The organism is Tateyamaria sp. syn59 (assembly GCF_007995245.1).
Taxonomy (GTDB): domain Bacteria; phylum Pseudomonadota; class Alphaproteobacteria; order Rhodobacterales; family Rhodobacteraceae; genus Tateyamaria.
The window spans coordinates 174,253-192,325 of the sequence record NZ_VCBA01000003.1; the positions used below are offsets into that span (position 1 = coordinate 174,253).

The 18,073-nt window shown below is 61.7% G+C and carries 19 protein-coding genes; 13 read left to right on the plus strand and 6 right to left on the minus strand.

Features of this window, described 5'->3' with window-relative positions:
• Positions 1–43: 43 nt before the first annotated feature.
• Together FD715_RS06910 and FD715_RS06915 are read right to left on the minus strand one after the other, a co-directional pair.
• Entirely contained in the window at positions 44–2,572 is a 2,529-nt protein-coding gene (locus FD715_RS06910; protein ID WP_147107206.1) for an ABC transporter permease, read from the minus strand.
• Complete coding sequence (locus tag FD715_RS06915; protein ID WP_147107209.1) at positions 2,569–3,261, minus strand: ABC transporter ATP-binding protein; 693 nt, start codon at positions 3,259–3,261, stop codon at positions 2,569–2,571. The genes FD715_RS06910 and FD715_RS06915 overlap by 4 nt, the downstream gene beginning before the upstream one ends.
• 51 nt (positions 3,262–3,312) lie before the next feature.
• Here FD715_RS06915 and FD715_RS06920 point away from each other — a divergent pair, with 51 nt between their 5' ends.
• The gene (locus tag FD715_RS06920) at positions 3,313–3,948 is read left to right on the plus strand and encodes an arylesterase (protein ID WP_147107212.1); all 636 of its coding nucleotides are present in this window, start codon (positions 3,313–3,315) and stop codon (positions 3,946–3,948) included.
• 1 nt (position 3,949) lies between these two features.
• Positions 3,950–4,564, plus strand: coding sequence for an SOS response-associated peptidase (locus tag FD715_RS06925; protein WP_147107215.1), 615 nt, complete (start codon positions 3,950–3,952; stop codon positions 4,562–4,564).
• A 224-nt stretch (positions 4,565–4,788) separates the two neighbouring features.
• On the opposite strand, the gene FD715_RS06930 is transcribed toward FD715_RS06925, so the two are convergent.
• Positions 4,789–4,995 carry a cold-shock protein gene (locus FD715_RS06930; RefSeq protein ID WP_039685727.1) on the minus strand — a complete coding sequence of 69 codons (207 nt, stop codon included), beginning with the start codon at positions 4,993–4,995 and terminating at the stop codon, positions 4,789–4,791.
• A gap of 292 nt (positions 4,996–5,287) precedes the next feature.
• Between FD715_RS06930 and FD715_RS06935 the strand changes: the two genes are divergently transcribed.
• On the plus strand, positions 5,288–6,610 hold the full coding sequence (locus FD715_RS06935; protein ID WP_147107218.1) for an NAD(P)-dependent oxidoreductase: 1,323 nt from the start codon (positions 5,288–5,290) through the stop codon (positions 6,608–6,610).
• A 16-nt stretch (positions 6,611–6,626) separates the two neighbouring features.
• Entirely contained in the window at positions 6,627–7,931 is a 1,305-nt protein-coding gene (gene preA, locus FD715_RS06940; protein ID WP_147107221.1) for an NAD-dependent dihydropyrimidine dehydrogenase subunit PreA, read from the plus strand.
• Positions 7,932–7,949: 18 nt separating this feature from the next.
• Here the strand turns inward: preA and FD715_RS06945 are convergent, their stop codons facing one another.
• Together FD715_RS06945 and FD715_RS06950 are read right to left on the minus strand one after the other, a co-directional pair.
• On the minus strand, positions 7,950–8,456 hold the full coding sequence (locus FD715_RS06945) for a hypothetical protein (protein ID WP_147107224.1): 507 nt from the start codon (positions 8,454–8,456) through the stop codon (positions 7,950–7,952).
• A 105-nt stretch (positions 8,457–8,561) separates the two neighbouring features.
• The gene (locus FD715_RS06950; protein ID WP_147107227.1) at positions 8,562–9,191 is read right to left on the minus strand and encodes a TetR family transcriptional regulator C-terminal domain-containing protein; all 630 of its coding nucleotides are present in this window, start codon (positions 9,189–9,191) and stop codon (positions 8,562–8,564) included.
• A 150-nt stretch (positions 9,192–9,341) separates the two neighbouring features.
• Between FD715_RS06950 and FD715_RS06955 the strand changes: the two genes are divergently transcribed.
• The 9 genes from FD715_RS06955 (at position 9,342) to FD715_RS06995 (ending at position 17,153) form a co-directional block, all read left to right on the plus strand.
• Positions 9,342–10,592: a Zn-dependent hydrolase gene (locus tag FD715_RS06955; protein WP_147107230.1), complete on the plus strand. Its 1,251-nt coding sequence runs from the start codon at positions 9,342–9,344 to the stop codon at positions 10,590–10,592.
• A gap of 66 nt (positions 10,593–10,658) precedes the next feature.
• Positions 10,659–10,979, plus strand: coding sequence for a hypothetical protein (locus FD715_RS06960; RefSeq protein WP_147107233.1), 321 nt, complete (start codon positions 10,659–10,661; stop codon positions 10,977–10,979).
• A gap of 67 nt (positions 10,980–11,046) precedes the next feature.
• Entirely contained in the window at positions 11,047–12,507 is a 1,461-nt protein-coding gene (gene hydA / locus FD715_RS06965) for a dihydropyrimidinase (RefSeq protein WP_147107236.1), read from the plus strand.
• Complete coding sequence (locus tag FD715_RS06970) at positions 12,507–13,151, plus strand: DUF2268 domain-containing putative Zn-dependent protease (RefSeq protein ID WP_147107239.1); 645 nt, start codon at positions 12,507–12,509, stop codon at positions 13,149–13,151. The genes hydA and FD715_RS06970 overlap by 1 nt, the downstream gene beginning before the upstream one ends.
• Positions 13,148–13,930: an ABC transporter ATP-binding protein gene (locus FD715_RS06975; RefSeq protein ID WP_147107242.1), complete on the plus strand. Its 783-nt coding sequence runs from the start codon at positions 13,148–13,150 to the stop codon at positions 13,928–13,930. The genes FD715_RS06970 and FD715_RS06975 overlap by 4 nt, the downstream gene beginning before the upstream one ends.
• 69 nt (positions 13,931–13,999) lie before the next feature.
• Entirely contained in the window at positions 14,000–14,932 is a 933-nt protein-coding gene (locus FD715_RS06980; RefSeq protein ID WP_147107245.1) for an ABC transporter permease, read from the plus strand.
• The gene (locus FD715_RS06985) at positions 14,929–15,768 is read left to right on the plus strand and encodes an ABC transporter permease (protein ID WP_147107248.1); all 840 of its coding nucleotides are present in this window, start codon (positions 14,929–14,931) and stop codon (positions 15,766–15,768) included. Before FD715_RS06980 ends, FD715_RS06985 begins: the two co-directional genes overlap by 4 nt.
• Before the next feature lie 23 nt (positions 15,769–15,791).
• The gene (locus FD715_RS06990; protein ID WP_147107250.1) at positions 15,792–16,772 is read left to right on the plus strand and encodes an ABC transporter substrate-binding protein; all 981 of its coding nucleotides are present in this window, start codon (positions 15,792–15,794) and stop codon (positions 16,770–16,772) included.
• A gap of 78 nt (positions 16,773–16,850) precedes the next feature.
• The gene (locus FD715_RS06995) at positions 16,851–17,153 is read left to right on the plus strand and encodes a hypothetical protein (protein WP_223274760.1); all 303 of its coding nucleotides are present in this window, start codon (positions 16,851–16,853) and stop codon (positions 17,151–17,153) included.
• Positions 17,154–17,186: 33 nt separating this feature from the next.
• Here FD715_RS06995 and FD715_RS07000 read toward each other — a convergent pair whose 3' ends face one another.
• Entirely contained in the window at positions 17,187–17,804 is a 618-nt protein-coding gene (locus tag FD715_RS07000) for an NYN domain-containing protein (protein WP_147107256.1), read from the minus strand.
• Between the last annotated feature and the right edge of the window lie 269 nt (positions 17,805–18,073).

Genomic DNA, 18,073 nt, shown 5'->3' on the forward strand with positions numbered 1-18,073 from the left:
CGCCGATGGTGTGCCATGGCTTGCCGCACTGCCGCAACGTACCTTATTCGCGTCCTCGCAGCACCTGCGCGGGCCGTGCCGCCAGCGGACCCCAGGCAAAGGCGAGGCCCGCCAGCAGCGTGGCCGTTACCCCACCAATGACGATGGCGAGGGCGGAGGGCCAGATGACGGTGAAGTCGGTGTCCATGATGTAGTAACTCACCGCCCAGCCGCCTGCGATCCCTGCGGCGAGCGCCACCGCACCTGCGCCGAGGCCAAGGAGGGCGGCGCGGGTGGCGAAGCTGATCAGGATGCGCTGGCGTGTGGCGCCGAGGGTTTTCAGCACGGCCGCTTCGTATGTGCGCGCTTGGGTGCCTGCGGCCGCCGCGCCGATCAGAACGAGGAAGCCCGTGAGCAATGTGGCGCCTGCGCCGTAGGATGTCGCGGCGGCGAGGCCGGACAGCACCTCGCTCACCCGGTCGATGGCGTCGCGGACTCGGATGGCCGTCACGTTGGGATAGGCGTTGGCGATGTCGCGCAGGATCTGGGTTTCCGCTCCGTCTTCGGCGTAGACGGTCGAGATGAATGTATGCGGCGCGCCTTGGAGGGCTGCGGGGTTCATCGACAGGATGAAACCGATGCCTGCGGTGGAGAAATCCACCTCGCGGAACGAGGTGATTGTGCCGATGATGTCGCGGCCCAGGATGTTGATGGTCATGCTGTCGCCCAGGGACAGGCCCATCTCTTCGGCCTCTTCGGCGGCAAAGCTGATTTGGGGGGCGCCCGTGTAGTCCTCTGGCCACCATTTACCGGCGGTGATGCGCGTGTTTTCGGTGGGCGTGTCGGAATAGGTGATACCCCTGTCGCCTTGCAGCACCCAATGGTCGCCCGCCACGTCCGCGGCGCGCTGCCCGTTGATCCGGGTGATGATGCCGCGCAGCATCGGTGCGCTGTCGATGCGGCTGACGGCGGGGTCACTCTCCAACCGCTCGGTATAGCCCGCCATCTGGTCGCGCTGGATGTCGACAAAGAAATAGCTGGGCGCAATCTCAGGCAGATTGCCGGTAATCGCGTTGCGCAGGTTGCCGTCGATTTGGCCCACGGCGGCAAGGACCGACAGGCCAAGGCCCAGCGACAGCACCACCGAAGCCGCCCCCTCGCGTGTGCCGGAAATGGCGCCAAGCGCCCACCGCAGCGCGGGCCGCCCCTTGGCCCGTGGGGCGGTGCGTTTCGACAGCCAGCGGATCAGGACGGCAGCGAGGGCCAGGAGGCCGAGGGCAAAGGCGATCCCGCCGGAGGTCCAGAGCGTCAGCCACCATGTGCCGGAGAACAGGCCTGCGAGGCCGATCAGCGCGGTCAATCCCACACCGATCCAGAACAGGTAGCCGATTCGCGGCAGCAGCCGCGCCTTGTCGAGCGCATCGCGAAACAGGGTCGCTGCCCGCACATCCTCGGCCCGCGCCAGCGGCCACAGGGTAAAGACAAAGGCCGTAAGCAGGCCATAGATCGCTGCCTCGATCAGCGGGGCGGGGAAGATCGTGAAGCTGGCAGGGATCGGCAAGCGTGCCTCGATCACAGGGGCAAGCACCAACGGCACAAAAGCCCCCAGCACCAGCCCGATCGCGATACCCAGCAGGGACAACACGCCGATCTGAATAAAGTAGGTCTGAAAGATCGTCCGCCGCTCAGCCCCAAGCGTGCGTAACGTGGCAATCACCGATGTCTTGCCGGACAGATACGCCCGCACCGCCGCCGACACGCCGACACCCCCTACGGCGAGGCCAGACAAGCCTACCAGAACCAAAAACGCGCCCAGCCGGTCCACGAATTCGGACACCCCCGGCGTACCGTTGCGCGCGTCAGTCCAGCGCATACCCGTCGCCTCGAACTGATCCCGCGCCTGATCCTCAAGCGCTGCAAGGTCGGTGCCATCCGGCAAATCCAGCCGGTACTGCGAATTGAACAACGTGCCGGGGGCGAGCAGCTGCGCGTTCTCCAGCGCCGTGCGCAGCACGATGGTGCGTGGCCCCAACCCAAAGCCACCGGCAGCACTATCCGGTTCGCGGGCAAGCGTCGCCATCAGCACAAAATCCTGCGTGCCCAGGCGGAACGTGTCGCCGGTGCTCAGCCCGAGCCGGTCGATCAATGCGCGTTCCATCACTGCACCGGGCAGATCATCCTGCCCCGCCAACGCCTCTGGCAGTGGCATCGCTGGATCCAATTCCACAGCGCCAATCAACGGATAGGCCCCATCAACAGCCTTGATCTGGGTCAGCCCGCGCTCGGTCTCTCCGCCCCGGTTGACCACGGCCATGGAGCGGAAATCAGCAATCTCCGACACCTCGGTCGCGATGCCCTCCATCCAGGCGCGCTCCTCCTCGGTGGCAAAGCGGTAGGTGAAATCCAGCTCCGCATCACCGCCCAGCAGGGCCGCGCCTTCGCGCTCCAGTCCCGCCTCGATGGCAGAGCGCACGGACCCGACAGCCGCAATCGCGGCCACACCCAGCGCCAGACAGGCGAGAAAAATACGGAAACCCTGCAGGCCCCCGCGCAATTCGCGCCGGGCAAAGCGGGCAGAAGTTGCAAGGCTCATTCGGCGGCGGCCCGCGCGGGCGCTTCGATCTGGCCATCCGCCAGACGGATCACCCGGTCGCAGCGCGCGGCCAGATCAGGCGCATGGGTGACCAGCACCAGCGTGGCCCCGTGCCGGTCGCGCAGGGCAAAGAGCAGGTCCATGATCGCCTGCCCGTTTGCGCCGTCGAGGTTACCCGTGGGCTCATCGGCCAGCAGGATTTCGGGCCGGGTGACCAGCGCACGGGCCAGTGCCACGCGCTGTTGTTCGCCCCCGGACATCTGGCTGGGGTAGTGCCCGCTGCGGTGGGCGAGGCCGACTGCGTCCAGTTCTGCCTCCGCCCGGTCAAACGCATCGCGCACGCCGGCCAGTTCCAGCGGTGTCGCGACATTTTCCAGCGCGGTCATTGTCGGGATCAGGTGAAAGCTCTGGAACACCACGCCCATATGCCCGCGCCGAAAGCGGGCAAGCGCGTCTTCGTTCATTGCTGTCAGGTCTTGGCCGAGTGCGGTTACGGTGCCGCCCGTGGCCCGCTCCAGCCCGCCCATGATCATAAGAAGGGATGACTTGCCGGACCCCGAAGGCCCCACCAGCCCGACCGTTTCGCCCTTGGCCACGTCCAGCGTGATCCCATGCAGGATATCGACCCGCCCGGCATTGCCATCGAGGCTGAGCGCTGCATTTTTGAGGGAGAGGACTGGATCGGACATCGCAAGCGGCCTTTATTGTCGTGTACGCCGTCATATGGAGATCGGATCAGCATGGGCAAGGTAACAGGTGCAATTGTCATAAGTCTGTGTGCTGGTGCCGCTGTGGCAGAGCCGGTGACGATTGCGGCATTGGGTGACAGTCTGACCCAGGGCTATGGGCTGCCCGTTGAGCAGGGGTTCGTGCCGCAGCTTGAGGCGTGGTTGGCGGAGGCCGGGCACGATGTCAGCGTCATCAACGCGGGTGTGTCGGGCGATACGACCCAAGGGGGGCTCAGCCGGGTCGCGTGGACCCTCACGCCCGAGGTCGACGCGATGATCGTGACGCTGGGCGGCAATGACCTGCTCCGCGGCATCGCGCCAGAGGTGAGTCGGGCCAATCTCGAAGGCATCGTGCAAGCCGCCACGGAGGCCGGGGTGGAGGTGCTGGTCGTCGGCATGCAGGCGCCGGGTAACTACGGCCCGGATTACAAGCAGGCGTTCGATGCGATGTACCCGGAGATAGCCGAGGAATACGGCACGCTCTTCCTCGACAGCTTCTTTGCGGGGCTGGGTGGGCCGGATACGGATCCTGCAGATGTGCGCAGTTTCATGCAGCCCGACGGCATTCACCCCAACGCGACCGGTGTTGCGCGGATCGTCGAGGGGGTTGGCCCGAGCGTCGAGGCGCTGATCGCACGGGTCGAGTAGAATGCCGGGGCGGTTCTTTTTCACCGACCCGGTGTCGGACCTGACGGCCGCCCTCGGTGTGCCCGCGGGCGCAGTCGACAATGAACCCGCCCGCCACAACATCTCTCCAAGCCAGGAGATCATCGTCTTTGATGGTGCCCTGACCCGGATGCGCTGGGGCATTGTCCCCGTGGGTCGCGTCAACGCCCGCGGTCGGCCCGTTATGCAGAACATCATCAACGCGCGGTCCGAGACGCTGTTCGAAAAGCAGGCGTTCCAGGGCGTTGGCCGGGCGGTCATCCCGGTCAATGGCTGGTACGAGTGGACCGGAGAAAAACGCAAGAAAACCGCATGGCGGATTGTGCCGAAGGACGGCGGCTTTCTTTATTTCGCGGCGGTCACCGATGTCTGGACGGCGCCGGGCGGATTGCAGGTGCCTCAAGTGGCGGCGGTCACCTGTGAGCCAAATGCGGACGTGGCGCCCATACATCACAGGATGGGCGTTTTGCTCGAACGCGCCGATCTGCAGACGTGGATGAGCGACGACATCGACGCGGTGAAAGCCTTGATGCAGCCCTGGCCTGTGGGCCTTTTGAAGATTGAAGAGGCCACCGGTGTAGACTGGACCGGGCCGTGATCCAAAGGCCGCGTGCCGCGACGACATTCTTTATTGGGGCGCTGCCCCAAACCCCGCCGTATTTGGAAAGAGAAGAAACCAGGGTGGTGCGACGCCTGTAGAGAGCCGCGGGTCCTTTCTTCCCTGTTTTAAAAAATCCCCGCCGGAGGCTCCGAAGGTTGTAAAAAAGAAAAGGCGGCGCACCGAAAAGCGCACCGCCCTGAAACTGGTGTTTCGCGAAAGGCTTACGCCAGTGCGATGTTCACCGCGCTTTCGCGTCCGTCACGGCCGGCTTCCAGGTCGAATGTGACCTTCTGGTTGTCGGCGAGGCCCGTGAGGCCCGAACGTTCGACGGCCGAGATGTGAACGAATACGTCCTTGCCGCCCGATTCCGGGGCGATGAAGCCGTAGCCTTTGGTGGTGTTGAACCATTTGACGGTGCCGTTGGCCATCGTCGTTTCTCCTTTGAATGTTGCCCGCAACATGCGGCAACCTTGGCGTTGTCATGAGATCGAGTGACTGAGCCGGAAGGAGCAGTGGGTCGATAGATGATGTAGCACGGCGAGATATGGCACCGTTTTCATGTTTTTCAAGGCCTTCCGGCCTCGCACGGCCGCACCGGCAAACTGCCGCTTCTTTGTGCAGGAGGGGGGAAACGACGGGGTCAGGTCTTTTTTACCAGTTGATAAAATTTTCGACCTGTGAGAGCGTTTCATACGATCAAATCTTGCAAATGGGGTAGCCATGAAGCCATCTCCTTTCTCACCGGGTCTTGCGGCGGGCCGCCTTGACGACGGTGCCTATGCCGACAATTTTTCGGACTTGCATCCGGCTATGGATGCGCATGAAGCGCTGGTAGCCGCGGATCGCTGTTATTTCTGTCATGACGCGCCCTGCATCACGGCGTGCCCGACAGACATCGACATCCCGCTTTTCATCCGACAGATCGCGACCGGCACGCCGGATGCGGCGGCCAAGACCATACTGAGCCAAAATATCATGGGCGGCATGTGCGCGCGGGTCTGTCCGACAGAGACGTTGTGTGAAGAGGCCTGTGTGCGCGAGTTGGCCGAGGGCAAGCCGGTCAAGATCGGGCAGCTTCAGCGCTATGCCACGGATCATTTGCAAGAACAGGGCATCCATCCTTTCAGGCGCGCTGAGGCCACGGGGAAGACGGTGGCCGTGGTGGGCGCGGGGCCTGCTGGTCTGTCCTGCGCGCACCGCTTGGCGATGCTGGGTCACGACGTGACCGTCTATGACGCTCTGCCCAAGCCGGGGGGGCTGAACGAATACGGGATCGCGGCCTACAAGACACCCGAAGGGTTTGCGCAGGCCGAAGTGGACTGGCTGCTCAAGATCGGTGGTATCACCCTCGAGCATGGCGAGGCGCTGGGGCGCGATGTAACGCTGGAGCAGTTGAAGGGTGACTTTGATGCCGTGTTCCTTGGCATGGGGCTGGGCGGTGTGAACGCGCTGGCTGTCGAGGGTGGCGACAAGGATGGTGTTCTCAACGCCGTCGACTTCATCGCTGATCTGCGGCAGGCGTCTGACATGGGTGCGTTGCCGGTCGGTCGCGATGTGGTTGTCATCGGTGGTGGTATGACGGCGGTGGATGCGGCCGTTCAGTCCAAGTTGTTGGGTGCTCTGAACGTAACCCTGGCCTATCGCCGAGGGCGGGACCGTATGAATGCGAGTGTGTTCGAACAGGATCTTGCCGCGTCCAAGGGCGTGCGGATCATGACCCATGTCGTGCCGCGCGCGGTGCATGGCAACGGGGCCGTGCGCGAGATAGAGTTTGAATACGTGAACGACGATATGACTGGCACGGGCGAGATGGTGCGTATCCCTGCAGATCAGGTACTGCGCGCCATTGGTCAGACGCTGGAAGGCGATGCGTTGCCTAATCTGGAGGGTGGCAAGATCGCGGTGAGCGGTGCCGGGCGCACGTCGATAAACGGTGTCTGGGCGGGGGGCGATTGTGCCGCTGGTGGTGACGACTTGACCGTGACGGCCGTGGCTGAGGGCCGCGATGCGGCGATGGATATTCACGCGAGCCTGACGGCCTGAGCGGAGGGAGAGAACGATGGCAAACCTGCAAAGTGATTTCGTCGGGATTAAATCCCCTAACCCCTTCTGGCTGGCCTCGGCCCCGCCCACGGACAAGGAATACAATGTCCGCCGCGCCTTTGAGGCGGGGTGGGGCGGTGTTGTCTGGAAGACGCTGGGATCCGAAGGGCCGCCCGTCGTCAACGTGAACGGGCCGCGCTATGGCGCGATCTACGGCGCGGACCGGCGGCTTTTGGGTCTGAACAACATCGAACTGATCACCGACCGTGATCTCTATACCAATCTGGAAGAGATCAAGCGCGTCAAAGCCGACTATCCCGACCGGGCCATGATCGTGTCGATCATGGTGCCCTGTGAGGAGGAGGCGTGGAAAGCCATCCTGCCGCTCGTTGAGGATACAGGCGCCGATGGCATCGAGCTGAACTTTGGCTGCCCGCACGGGATGAGCGAGCGGGGCATGGGGTCTGCCGTGGGGCAGGTGCCCGAATACATCGAAATGGTGACGCGCTGGTGCAAGCAGTACTATTCGAAGCCGGTCATCGTGAAGTTGACACCGAACATCACCGATATTCGCAAGCCTGCGGCTGCAGCGAAGGCAGGTGGCGCGGATGCCGTGAGCCTGATCAACACGATCAACTCGATCACGTCGGTCAACCTCGACACGATGTCGCCGGAGCCGTCGATTGACGGGAAGGGGTCGCACGGGGGCTATTGCGGGCCTGCGGTCAAGCCCATCGCGATGTCGATGGTGTCGGAGATTGCACGCAACCCCGAAACGCATGGCCTGCCCATTTCGGGCATTGGCGGCATCACCACATGGCGCGATGCGGCGGAGTTCATCACCTTGGGCTGCGGCAACGTGCAGGTGTGTACTGCTGCGATGACCTACGGCTTCAAGGTCGTGCAGGAGATGATCAGTGGTCTGTCGGACTGGATGGACGAAAAGGGCCACGCCAGCATCGACGACTTCAAAGGGGCCGCGGTGCCCAATGTGACCGACTGGCAGTACCTAAACCTGAACTACGTGGCGAAGGCCAAGATCAACCAGGATCTGTGTATCTCGTGCGGACGGTGTTTTGCAGCCTGCGAGGACACCTCGCACCAGGCGATTTCGATGTCGGACGACCGCGTGTTCGAGGTGATCGACGAGGAATGCGTGGCCTGTAACCTGTGCGTCAACGTGTGCCCGGTCGAAAACTGCATCACGATGGAGCCGATGGCGGTGGGTGACACAGACCCACGCACGGGCAAGGTCGTCGAGCCGGATTATGCGAATTGGACGACCCACCCGAACAACCCGGCGGCCACTGCCGCCGAGTAACAGGTTCGCGTCAGCGCACTAGACGGGCGTTCCATCCTCTTTCGCGGAGGCTGCAGTCTCGTCCGTCTCTGCCGCCGGGGCGGTTAGGGGGGCGGTTTCAACAGGCGTGTTCACCGCTTCGATCAGCAACTCAAGCCGCTGTTGTTCTTGCGCGGCTTCGGCAAAGCGGCGGGCGTCTGCCTCGATCTGCTCAGGGGTTTCCGCGATGGCGGCTTCGACGATGGTCTGCGTGGGTGTTGCGTTGCCGCTTTCACCCAACGTGTTGACCCGCGCCGCTTCGGCCTGCGGCTCGGGCGGTGGTGCGGCTGCGGTCGCTGTGGATTGATCCGTACCGGTCGCAGGGGCCGGTGCCGTAGTGTCCTGTGTCTGCGCGGCATTGCCCGAGGTTGCGGACCCGCTGTCCTGGCTTTCATTTGCCGCGGCGCTTGTCTGGTCGGTACTGTCCCCGGTCTGTTGTTGGTTCGATGGCTGCTGTACCGTTTGCGGACTGCCTCCTCCGCCGCCGAAAATTGATAAGATACTCATATTCCACTCATAGGCTTGCGCCCTCACCCGGCTCCGTTGTGCTGCGAGCGGTGTGAATGGAAGGTTAATGAAGGACGGAGATCGGTAATGAAGGTTACCGAACCGTTAACGATTGGCGGGTGTAAGCAGGTTGGTGAAAAGGTCGCGCAGGTAGGCGTCGGCGCCAGGCGCCGGTTTGTCCGTGCTCATCAGAACGCCGATCTGGACAGCGAAGTCGGCGTAGTGCTGGGTGGTTGACCAGATCGAAAAGACCAGGTGGCGCGGATCGACGGGCGCCAGCTTGCCCGCATCCACCCAGGCCTGGATCACGGCACATTTCTCATCAAAGAGCGGTTTCAGGTCCGCCTCGAGATGGGGCAGCATGCGTGGCGCGCCCTGAATGATCTCGCCTGCGAAGAGGCGGCTTTCGCGCGGCAGTTCGCGGGCCATGTCAAGCTTGCGCTGGACATAGGCCAATAATTCTTGGAGCGGGTCGCCGCTGGCATCCATTTCAATCAGGGGGTCTAGCCATGTCTCCATCAACTGGTTCAGCAGGGTGACGTGGATCTCTTCCTTGCCGGAGAAGTAGTAGAGGATGTTGGGTTTGGAGAGGCCCGCCGCCTCGGCGATCTGGTCGAGGGTGGCGCCGCGGTAGCCGTGGGCGGAAAACACGTCGAGTGCGGCATCCAGGATCAGGCTGCGGTTGCGCAGCTGGATGCGGCTGGGTTTCTTTTCGGCGCCGTCGGGCATTGGCATGTCCTTTGTGATGTGCTGCAAGTCTAGGCAGATGCGTGGCGCTTGGGCAATTCTGTTCAAAGCAGTTCTTGACAGAAAAGCGTACGCTGGCAATCGTAGCTTTACCAATTGGTCAAAAAGTTCAGGGCCATCGGCAGAAGGGGACATCACATGGCGGCACCGGGCGAGAACCTGCGGATCAACGGTGAGCGGCTGTGGGACAGCCTGATGGAGATGGCCAAGATCGGCCCCGGTGTGGCCGGTGGGAACAACAGGCAGACATTAACCGACGAGGATGCCGAGGGGCGTGCCTTGTTTCAGGCGTGGTGCGAGGCGGCAGGCTGTTCCATGGGGCTCGACCAGATGGGCAACATGTTTGCGATGCGGCCCGGTGCCGATCCCGATGCGCTGCCGGTCTATGTGGGCTCGCATCTGGATACGCAGCCGACTGGCGGGAAGTATGACGGCGTATTGGGCGTGCTTGGGGGGTTGGAGATCATCCGCACCCTGAACGATCTGGATGTGAAGACGAAACATCCCATCGTGGTGACAAATTTCACCAATGAAGAGGGGACACGCTATGCCCCTGCGATGCTGTCTTCGGGGGTGTTTGCAGGCATTCACACGCAGGACTGGGCCTATGACCGGGTCGATGCCGAGGGCAAGACGTTTGGAGATGAGCTGGAGCGCATTGGGTGGCGTGGCGAGGAAGAGGTGGGCGCGCGGAAGATGCACGCCTTTTTTGAGCTGCACATCGAACAGGGGCCCATCCTTGAGGCCGAGGGCAAGGATATTGGCGTTGTCACGCACGGGCAGGGTCTGTCGTGGACGCAGGTGACGATTGAGGGGAAAGACAGTCACACCGGATCGACCCCCATGCCGATGCGCAAGAATGCCGGGTTGGGCATGGCGCGGGTGCTGGAAAAAGTGGACGAGATTGCGTGGTTTCATGCGCCCCATGCCGTGGGCGCGGCGGGGCATATCGACGTCTATCCGAACTCGCGCAACGTGATCCCGGGGAAGGTGGTGTTTACCGTCGATTTCCGATCACCGGACCTGAGAGTGATCGAGGACATGGAGGCGCGGCTGCGCGCTGAAGGTCAGAAGATCGCGGACGAGATGGGGCTGCGCATTTCATTCGAGAAGGTCGGTGGGTTTGACCCGGTGGCCTTTGACGAGGGCTGTGTTACCGCGGTGCGGTCTGCTGCGGAGCGGTTGGGGTATTCGCATCAGAACATCATCTCCGGCGCGGGGCATGATGCCTGCTGGATCAACCAGGTGGCGCCGACGGCGATGGTGATGTGTCCCTGTGTCGATGGGCTGAGCCACAATGAAGCGGAAGAAATCTCGAAAGAGTGGGCCGCAGCGGGCACGGATGTGCTGATGCACGCGGTTGTCGAGACGGCGGAGATCGTCGGGTGAGCGTGTCGTTTTCCGACACGGAAAACGGACCGGAATTTTTGCAAAATTCCGGCGCGGGGTGGTGGCGTGATTGATCCTGATCTGAGCCTTGCCGATCGCATCGCCGATCTGGTGGCCGCCGAAGCGCTGGATGCGCCGCGCGGGACCGCGGCCGAGCGGAACCTTGTGCAAGCCTTTGAGGATGCGCTTGTTCAGCCGTTTGAATGCACGGTGAACTTCAGCGGCGGCATCACGCAGCGCTGCTGGACCGTGACCCGCAGCGATGGTGCCTACCGCGTGGTATATTTGCCGCGCGCGGGTTACTTTTCGCTGTGTGTGGAGAGTGATTTCGGGCCCTTGGATATTGGGGTGCATGGGCCGGCGCTGGGGTGTTTTGCGAGCGTGTGACTGGGGCTTTGCCCCAGACCCCGTCGTATTTTTCGTCAGAAGAAACAGCTGACAGAGGAGAGATGACATGACCAAGGTGATCAAAGGTGGGATGGTGTGTACGGCAGACCGGACCTGGAAGGCCGATGTGCTGGTCGAGGGCGAGGCCATCAAGCAGATTGGCGAAGATCTGGTGGGTGACGAGTATATCGACGCCGAGGGCGCCTATGTCATTCCCGGTGGCATCGACCCGCACACGCATCTGGAGATGCCGTTTATGGGCACGACCGCCGCCGAGACGTTTGAGTCCGGCACATGGGCGGCTGCCGTCGGCGGGACTACGATGGTTGTGGATTTCTGTCTGCCGGGGGCCGACGGGTCGATCAAGAACGCGATCAACGAATGGCACCGCAAATCCGCGCCGCAGATCTGTTCGGATGTCGGCTATCACATGGCGATCACGGGCTGGAACGAGAATGTCTTTAACGAGATGAAGGACGCCGTCGATATGGGCGTCAATTCCTTCAAGCATTTCATGGCCTATAAGGGTGCTTTGATGGTTGAGGATGACGAGATGTTCGCGTCCTTCCAGCGCTGTGCCGAGCTGGGTGCCTTGCCGATGGTCCATGCAGAGAATGGCGACGTGGTGGCGGCCCTGCAGGAGAAGTACTTCAATCAGGGGATCACGGGGCCAGAGGGCCACGCCTATTCCCGCCCGCCGGAGGTTGAAGGCGAGGCGGCCAACCGTGCCATCATGATTGCGGATGCCGCCAATGTGCCGCTCTACATCGTGCATGTGTCCTGCGAGCAGGCGCATGAGGCGATCCGGCGCGCGCGGCAGAAGGGCATGCGCGTCTATGGCGAGCCGCTGATCCAGTTCCTGACGCTGGATGAGAGCGAGTATTTCAACAAGGATTGGGACCATGCCGCGCGGCGGGTGATGTCGCCACCCTTCCGGTCGAAGGATCATCAGGACTCGCTTTGGGCAGGCCTGCAGGCTGGGTCGCTGCAGGTGGTGGCGACGGACCATGCGGCCTTTAATACCGAGCAGAAGCGGGCAGGGCGTGACGATTTCCGCATCATTCCCAACGGCTCGAACGGGTTGGAGGAGCGGTTGGCCGTGCTCTGGACCGAAGGGGTGGAGACAGGGCGTCTGACGCCGAACGAATTTGTGGCCTGTACCTCGACCAATGTGGCCAAGATCCTGAACATCTATCCGAAGAAGGGGGCACTGGTCGAGGGGGCCGATGCGGATATCGTGGTGTGGGATCCGAAGATCACCAAGACGATTTCGCCTGCCAATCACCACTCGGTGCTGGATTACAACGTCTTCGAAGGGTTCGAAGTCAAGGCGCAGTCGCGGTATACGCTGAGCCGGGGCGAGGTGATCTGGGCCTGGGGCCAGAATTCGCAGCCGCAGCCCGGTCGGGGCAAGTTCGTGCCGCGCCCGGCCTTCCCGTCGGCGTCGGTGGCGCTGTCGAAGTGGAAAGCGCTGACGGCGCCGAAGATGATCGAGCGCGATCCGTTGAATATTCCGGCGGGGATTTGATGGGCGCGGACTGGACCACCCATTTTGCGGATGCGCGGGGGCGGCTCAAACCCTGGCGCGGCTCGATCGAAGCGGCCATTGCGCGCACGCATAAGCGGGTGAGAGACCGCGTGGCTGTAGAACAGTTGGACATCGTGGTGCAGGACAGCCCGCGGGTCATCCGCGAGCTCGGGCATGTGGGTTTTGCTCCGAATGGGTGGATGGTCTACCTGTCCTTCGATCCCGAGGCAGATGCCTTCGAGAGCAATCTGGATACGCCTTTGGAGCGGACCCTGGCGCATGAGATCAACCATATTCTGCGTTGGCGTGGGCCGGGATACGGTGCGACATTGGGCGAAGCCTTGATCAGTGAGGGACTGGCCGGTGTCTTTGTGCGCGACCTCTACGCATCTCCGCCGGAGCCCTGGGAATGCGCGTTGGGTGATACCGCGGCTCTGGCCGATCAGGTTATCGCGGAGTGGGACCAGGCGTATGACCATGGGGAGTGGTTCTTTGGCACCGGGCAACATCCGGTTTGGGCGGGTTACACCATCGGTTACCGGATCGTGGCTTATCATGCGGACAACGCGATGGATGATATTGTTGCGCTGACCACGCGTCCCGCATCGGATTTCAAGACATTGGCAAGACTGGCCCTGCAGTGACGACACAGAACGTAGTTCAAGCCAAATCGCTAGATTTGACGTTTCAAACCAATGACGGTCCTGTCCATGCGCTAAAGGGTGTTTCACTGGATATCGCCAAGGGCGACTTCGTGTCCTTCATCGGGCCCTCGGGCTGTGGCAAGACGACCTTTCTGCGTTGCATGGCGGATCTGGAGCAGCCCACTGGCGGCGCCATCACCGTGAACGGAACCACGCCAGAGGAGGCCCGGAAGTCTCGCGCTTATGGTTACGTGTTTCAGGCGGCGGGGCTTTATCCCTGGCGGACGATTGGACGCAATATCTCGCTGCCATTGGAGATCATGGGGTATTCCAAAGCGGAGCAGGCCGACCGAGTGGCGCGGACGCTGGAACTGGTGGAGCTCTCGGGCTTTGAAAAGAAATTCCCCTGGCAACTCTCCGGCGGCATGCAGCAGCGCGCGTCGATTGCACGCGCGCTGGCTTTTGATGCGGACATCCTGCTGATGGACGAGCCCTTTGGTGCGCTCGACGAGATTGTGCGCGATCACCTGAACGAGCAGTTGTTGCAGCTTTGGGCGCGGACAGAGAAAACCATCGCTTTTGTCACCCACTCGATCCCCGAGGCGGTGTATCTGTCGACCAAGATCGTTGTGATGTCGCCGCGCCCCGGACGGATCACGGATGTGATCGAGAGCACGCTGCCGCGGGAGCGACCTTTGGATATTCGGGAAAGCCCCGAGTTCCTGCAGATTGCGCACCGGGTGCGGGACGGGTTGCGGGCGGGGCATGCCTATGACTGAGGTTCGGCATTTGGCGGATCGGCCCTCCGGGGGCGGTTTTTCTGGCGAAATGAAGCAGGGGCGTTTGTAGTGAAGTCGGTGTTCCCTGTTCTGACTGTTTTGGCCGTGATTGTCGGGATCTGGTACCTGGCCGTGGCCCCCATGAACGTGCGCGTGGCGCTGGATCAGGCGGAGCGGGCGGGGGCGGCTGTTGTGCCGGAAGGGTCTGTGCCGCGCCGCGACGTGTCGGTATGGCGGCTGATGCTGGACAATTCGGAGCATGTGGGGCTGGGCTACGCCCTGGAACGGCCTCGGTTGCCGACGCCTGCGCAGGTGGGGCAGGAGTTGTGGAAAACCACGGGCGAGATGGTGGCCAAGGGCCGGCCCTGGTCGAAGCGGGGGCTGATTTACCACAGTTGGATCACTTTGCAATCGACGCTGTGGGGGTTTGCTCTGGGCACGCTTCTGGGCATCGTAGGAGCGGTGGCCATTGTCTACTCCCGGACCGCGCAGTTGAGCCTTATGCCCTGGGCCATCATTAGTCAGACCATTCCCATTGTGGCGCTGGCGCCGATGATCATTGTCCTGTCTTCTCAGGTCGGGATCGAGGGGCGGGGGGTACCGAAGGCGGTGATTTCGGCGTATTTGTGTTTCTTCCCGGTGCTCGTGGGCATGGTGAAGGGGCTGCGGGCGCCGGACACGTCGCAGCTTGATCTGCTCAGGACCTATAACGCCAGCGGGTTGCAGAGTTTCCTGCGCCTGCGTCTGCCAGCCTCGGTGCCCTATCTGTTCACTTCGCTGAAGGTCGGGATTGCGGCCGCACTTGTGGGGACAATCGTGGGCGAGTTGCCAACGGGGGCTATTTCCGGCCTCGGCGCGCGTATTCTGATCGGGGACCAGTTCGGCACGCCTCTGGCAATCTGGTCGGCGCTGTTTGCTGCGGCGGTGCTGGCGGGGGCGCTGGTGACATTGCTTGACGTGATCCAGCGCGTGACACTGAAGCGCATGGGGATGGCAACATGATGTGGCTGGTCCTTGCGCTTGTGGCCTGGCTGGGCGGGTGGGCTTCGAACGCTTGGCTCGCGCGCCGGGGCGAGATCCGCGCGGTGCGCATTGCCGTGCCCGTGATCTTTGGCCTGACGCTGCTGGTGATCTGGGAAGGGCTGGTGCGTGGCTTCGGCGTCTCACCCGTGATCCTGCCCGCGCCCTCGACGGTGGCGCAGACCTTTGCCGCATCCACTGACATTTTGTGGATCGACTTCCAACAAACCGTGCTCAAGGGTGCGCTGCGGGGCTTTGCCATCGGAGCCATCGCCGCCTTTGTTGCCGCAATCGCCATCGACCGGTCGGCGTTCCTGACACGCGGCCTGCTGCCCATCGGCAATTTCGTCGCCGCCCTGCCCATCGTCGGCATCGCGCCCATCATGGTGAACTGGTTCGGCTTTGACTGGCAGTCGAAGGCGGCTGTGGTTGTGGTGATGGTGTTCTTCCCCATCCTCGTGAACACTGTGCAGGGCTTGAACGAAGCCAGCGCCATGCAGCGCGACCTGATGCGGACCTATGCGGCGGGCTACTGGCAGACGCTCATCCGCCTGCGCCTGCCCGCTGCCATGCCGTTCATCTTCAACGGACTGAAAATCGCCACCACGCTGGCGCTCATCGGGGCCATCGTTGCCGAATATTTCGGCTCCCCCACGCGCGGCATGGGATTTCGCATCTCGACCGGCGTCGGCAGCTTGAGCATCGACCTCGTCTGGGCTGAAATCGCCGTCGCAGCTTTGGCAGGCACGGCGCTTTATGGCATCGTGGCCTGGATCGAAAAGAGGGTGACCTTCTGGCACCCGTCACAACGCGGATAACAAAACCAACCTCGGAGGGTATCATGAAAATCAAAGCAACTCTGGCAGCGCTGTCGCTGACCGCCACGGGTGCATGGGCGGCGGATGACGTCACCTTGCAGCTGAAATGGGTCACGCAGGCGCAGTTCGCGGGCTACTACGTGGCGCTGGAAAAAGGGTTCTACGATGAAGAAGACCTGAACGTCACCATCAAGCCCGGTGGCCCCGACATCGCGCCCACGCAAGTGCTGGCCGGCGGCGGTGCCGACGTCACGGTGGAGTGGATGCCAGCTGCCCTCGCAGCCCGCGAAAAGGGCCTGCCCATGGTCAACATCGCGCAGCCGTTCAAGTCCTCGGGCATGATGCTGACCTGCCGTAAGGATGCCGGGGTCGAGACCACCGCTGACTTCCCCGGCAAGACGCTCGGCGTTTGGTTCTTTGGCAACGAATTCCCGTTCCTGTCGTGGATGAGCCAGCTTGAGATCCCCACCGACGGCTCTGACAACGGCGTCGAGGTGCTGAAGCAGGGCTTTAACGTCGATCCGATCCTGAACGGGCAGGCGGCCTGCGTGTCCACCATGACCTACAACGAATACTGGCAGGTCATTGATGCAGGGCTCACGCCCGAAGAACTGACCGTCTTCAAATACGAAGACAACGGCGTCGCGACGCTCGAAGACGGGCTTTACGTGCTCGAGGAAAACCTCACCGACCCGGCCTTCGAGGACAAGATGGTCCGCTTCGTCCGCGCCTCCATGAAAGGCTGGAAATATGCCGAGGAGAACCCGGACGAGGCCGCAATGATCGTACTGGAGTATGACGAGACCGGCGCCCAGACCGAAAAACACCAGAAGCGGATGATGGGTGAGGTGGCCAAGCTGACCGCCGGGTCCAACGGCGCGCTGGAGCCTGCCGACTACGAACGTACGGTTGAATCGCTGCTGGCGGGCGGGTCGGATCCGGTGATCACCGCCGCGCCCGAGGGCGCATGGACGCACCAGATCACGGACAAGGCGCTGAACTAAAAGCGGTTTTCATCGCATCGGCAAAGGCCAGCCTGCGGGCTGGCCTTTTTTGTTGGCAAAACTGGACGTGCGCGGGTTTTGACCCATGTAGTTGCCGAGCAAGGGAGTGCGCACCACATGACACGTATGGAAAATTTGCAACCGAACCTCGATGAGCAACAGCGCATGGACGCGCGGTACCAGGCTGCGATGGCCTCGATCAACCGCGAGAAGGTGGCGCGAGAGAAGAGCGGCTATGTCGTGATGTCGGCGGCTATGAATTACGGCGAAGGATCGATTGGGGATGGGCTTTTTGGCAAGATCAGCCATGCGGCGAAGCTGTTTATGATCGCGTTTGCGTTTGGCCTGCCGGTGGTGCTGGTTTGGGCTTATTTGTTGTAGAGACGCGATGTGGTGAGCCAGTCCGTCCGCGGCTCACTTCATTTTTTTGAACTCGAATTCTTTCATGAACTTGCCTAAATCAATGGAGCCCCAACACTTCTGTTTTAGGTGCCATCCGTGCGGAGGGAACGCAGCGTGAATTACCTTCTTACCTTTGTTTTGGAGAATTTCGGCAGCTGGAACAAAGTCTTGGTCTGAGGTCACCAAAACAGCCACATCGTAGGCATCCTCCCAAGCTAAGCTCACCAAGTCTGTAGCAAGCCTCGTATCAACACCCTTTTCTTCTGTCCCTCGCATGTCAGACGAACAAGATGCGCATTTTTCAACGCTAGTGTGGCACTTTGGGCAAGAAGGATAGCCTTTTTTCTTTGTCCTAGGTTTGAACTGAGCGTTTACTCCGGGGAAAGTATCAAGAACGCTAGTTGCCCAGTTCTTCAGGCGGTTCTCTGTGTTTGCATTGTATGAGCCGTACACATTCATGCCCGCGTAGACCACCAGCGCACTGGGATCAATTAGTGCGCCAGCCTCACGTGTGAGTATCTTGGGGAATCGTTTCCAATCCGTCGAAAACTTTTGTTGTTTTTCCTGCGCGCTAAGCGTGTAGTTCCAAAAGTCCGCAAACACGTGAACTCGATATTCTGTGCGGTCCATCTTTGACTCCACTATCTGTAGCGCTGAGATCGTAGCGGTAACACCTTGGCAACTTATTGCCTACATAATTCCTTGACCTCGGCACATTTTGTGTCCACATACAAATCAACAGAGCCCCTCGAACTGCGCCGGATACACGGGTTATCGTTAGTTCGGGTAATCATTAAGAGCACCTTCGGGTGCTCTTTTCTGTTTCAGTGAGATTGAACTGGTCGCTATGCAATACGCTAGCTTGCATATTTTTGAGAGGTGTTACTCGTAGCTCGCCG

Bases quoted from the DNA above. Each gene is read 5' to 3' on its own strand.
- FD715_RS06910 (WP_147107206.1), bottom strand. From the start codon at position 2,572: ATGAGCCTTGCAACTTCTGCCCGCTTTGCCCGGCGCGAATTGCGCGGG.
- FD715_RS06915 (WP_147107209.1), bottom strand. From the start codon at position 3,261: ATGTCCGATCCAGTCCTCTCCCTCAAAAATGCAGCGCTCAGCCTCGAT.
- FD715_RS06920 (WP_147107212.1), top strand. From the start codon at position 3,313: ATGGGCAAGGTAACAGGTGCAATTGTCATAAGTCTGTGTGCTGGTGCC.
- FD715_RS06925 (WP_147107215.1), top strand. From the start codon at position 3,950: ATGCCGGGGCGGTTCTTTTTCACCGACCCGGTGTCGGACCTGACGGCC.
- FD715_RS06930 (WP_039685727.1), bottom strand. From the start codon at position 4,995: ATGGCCAACGGCACCGTCAAATGGTTCAACACCACCAAAGGCTACGGC.
- FD715_RS06935 (WP_147107218.1), top strand. From the start codon at position 5,288: ATGAAGCCATCTCCTTTCTCACCGGGTCTTGCGGCGGGCCGCCTTGAC.
- preA (WP_147107221.1), top strand. From the start codon at position 6,627: ATGGCAAACCTGCAAAGTGATTTCGTCGGGATTAAATCCCCTAACCCC.
- FD715_RS06945 (WP_147107224.1), bottom strand. From the start codon at position 8,456: ATGAGTATCTTATCAATTTTCGGCGGCGGAGGAGGCAGTCCGCAAACG.
- FD715_RS06950 (WP_147107227.1), bottom strand. From the start codon at position 9,191: ATGCCAATGCCCGACGGCGCCGAAAAGAAACCCAGCCGCATCCAGCTG.
- FD715_RS06955 (WP_147107230.1), top strand. From the start codon at position 9,342: ATGGCGGCACCGGGCGAGAACCTGCGGATCAACGGTGAGCGGCTGTGG.
- hydA (WP_147107236.1), top strand. From the start codon at position 11,047: ATGACCAAGGTGATCAAAGGTGGGATGGTGTGTACGGCAGACCGGACC.
- FD715_RS06970 (WP_147107239.1), top strand. From the start codon at position 12,507: ATGGGCGCGGACTGGACCACCCATTTTGCGGATGCGCGGGGGCGGCTC.
- FD715_RS06985 (WP_147107248.1), top strand. From the start codon at position 14,929: ATGATGTGGCTGGTCCTTGCGCTTGTGGCCTGGCTGGGCGGGTGGGCT.
- FD715_RS06990 (WP_147107250.1), top strand. From the start codon at position 15,792: ATGAAAATCAAAGCAACTCTGGCAGCGCTGTCGCTGACCGCCACGGGT.
- FD715_RS07000 (WP_147107256.1), bottom strand. From the start codon at position 17,804: ATGGACCGCACAGAATATCGAGTTCACGTGTTTGCGGACTTTTGGAAC.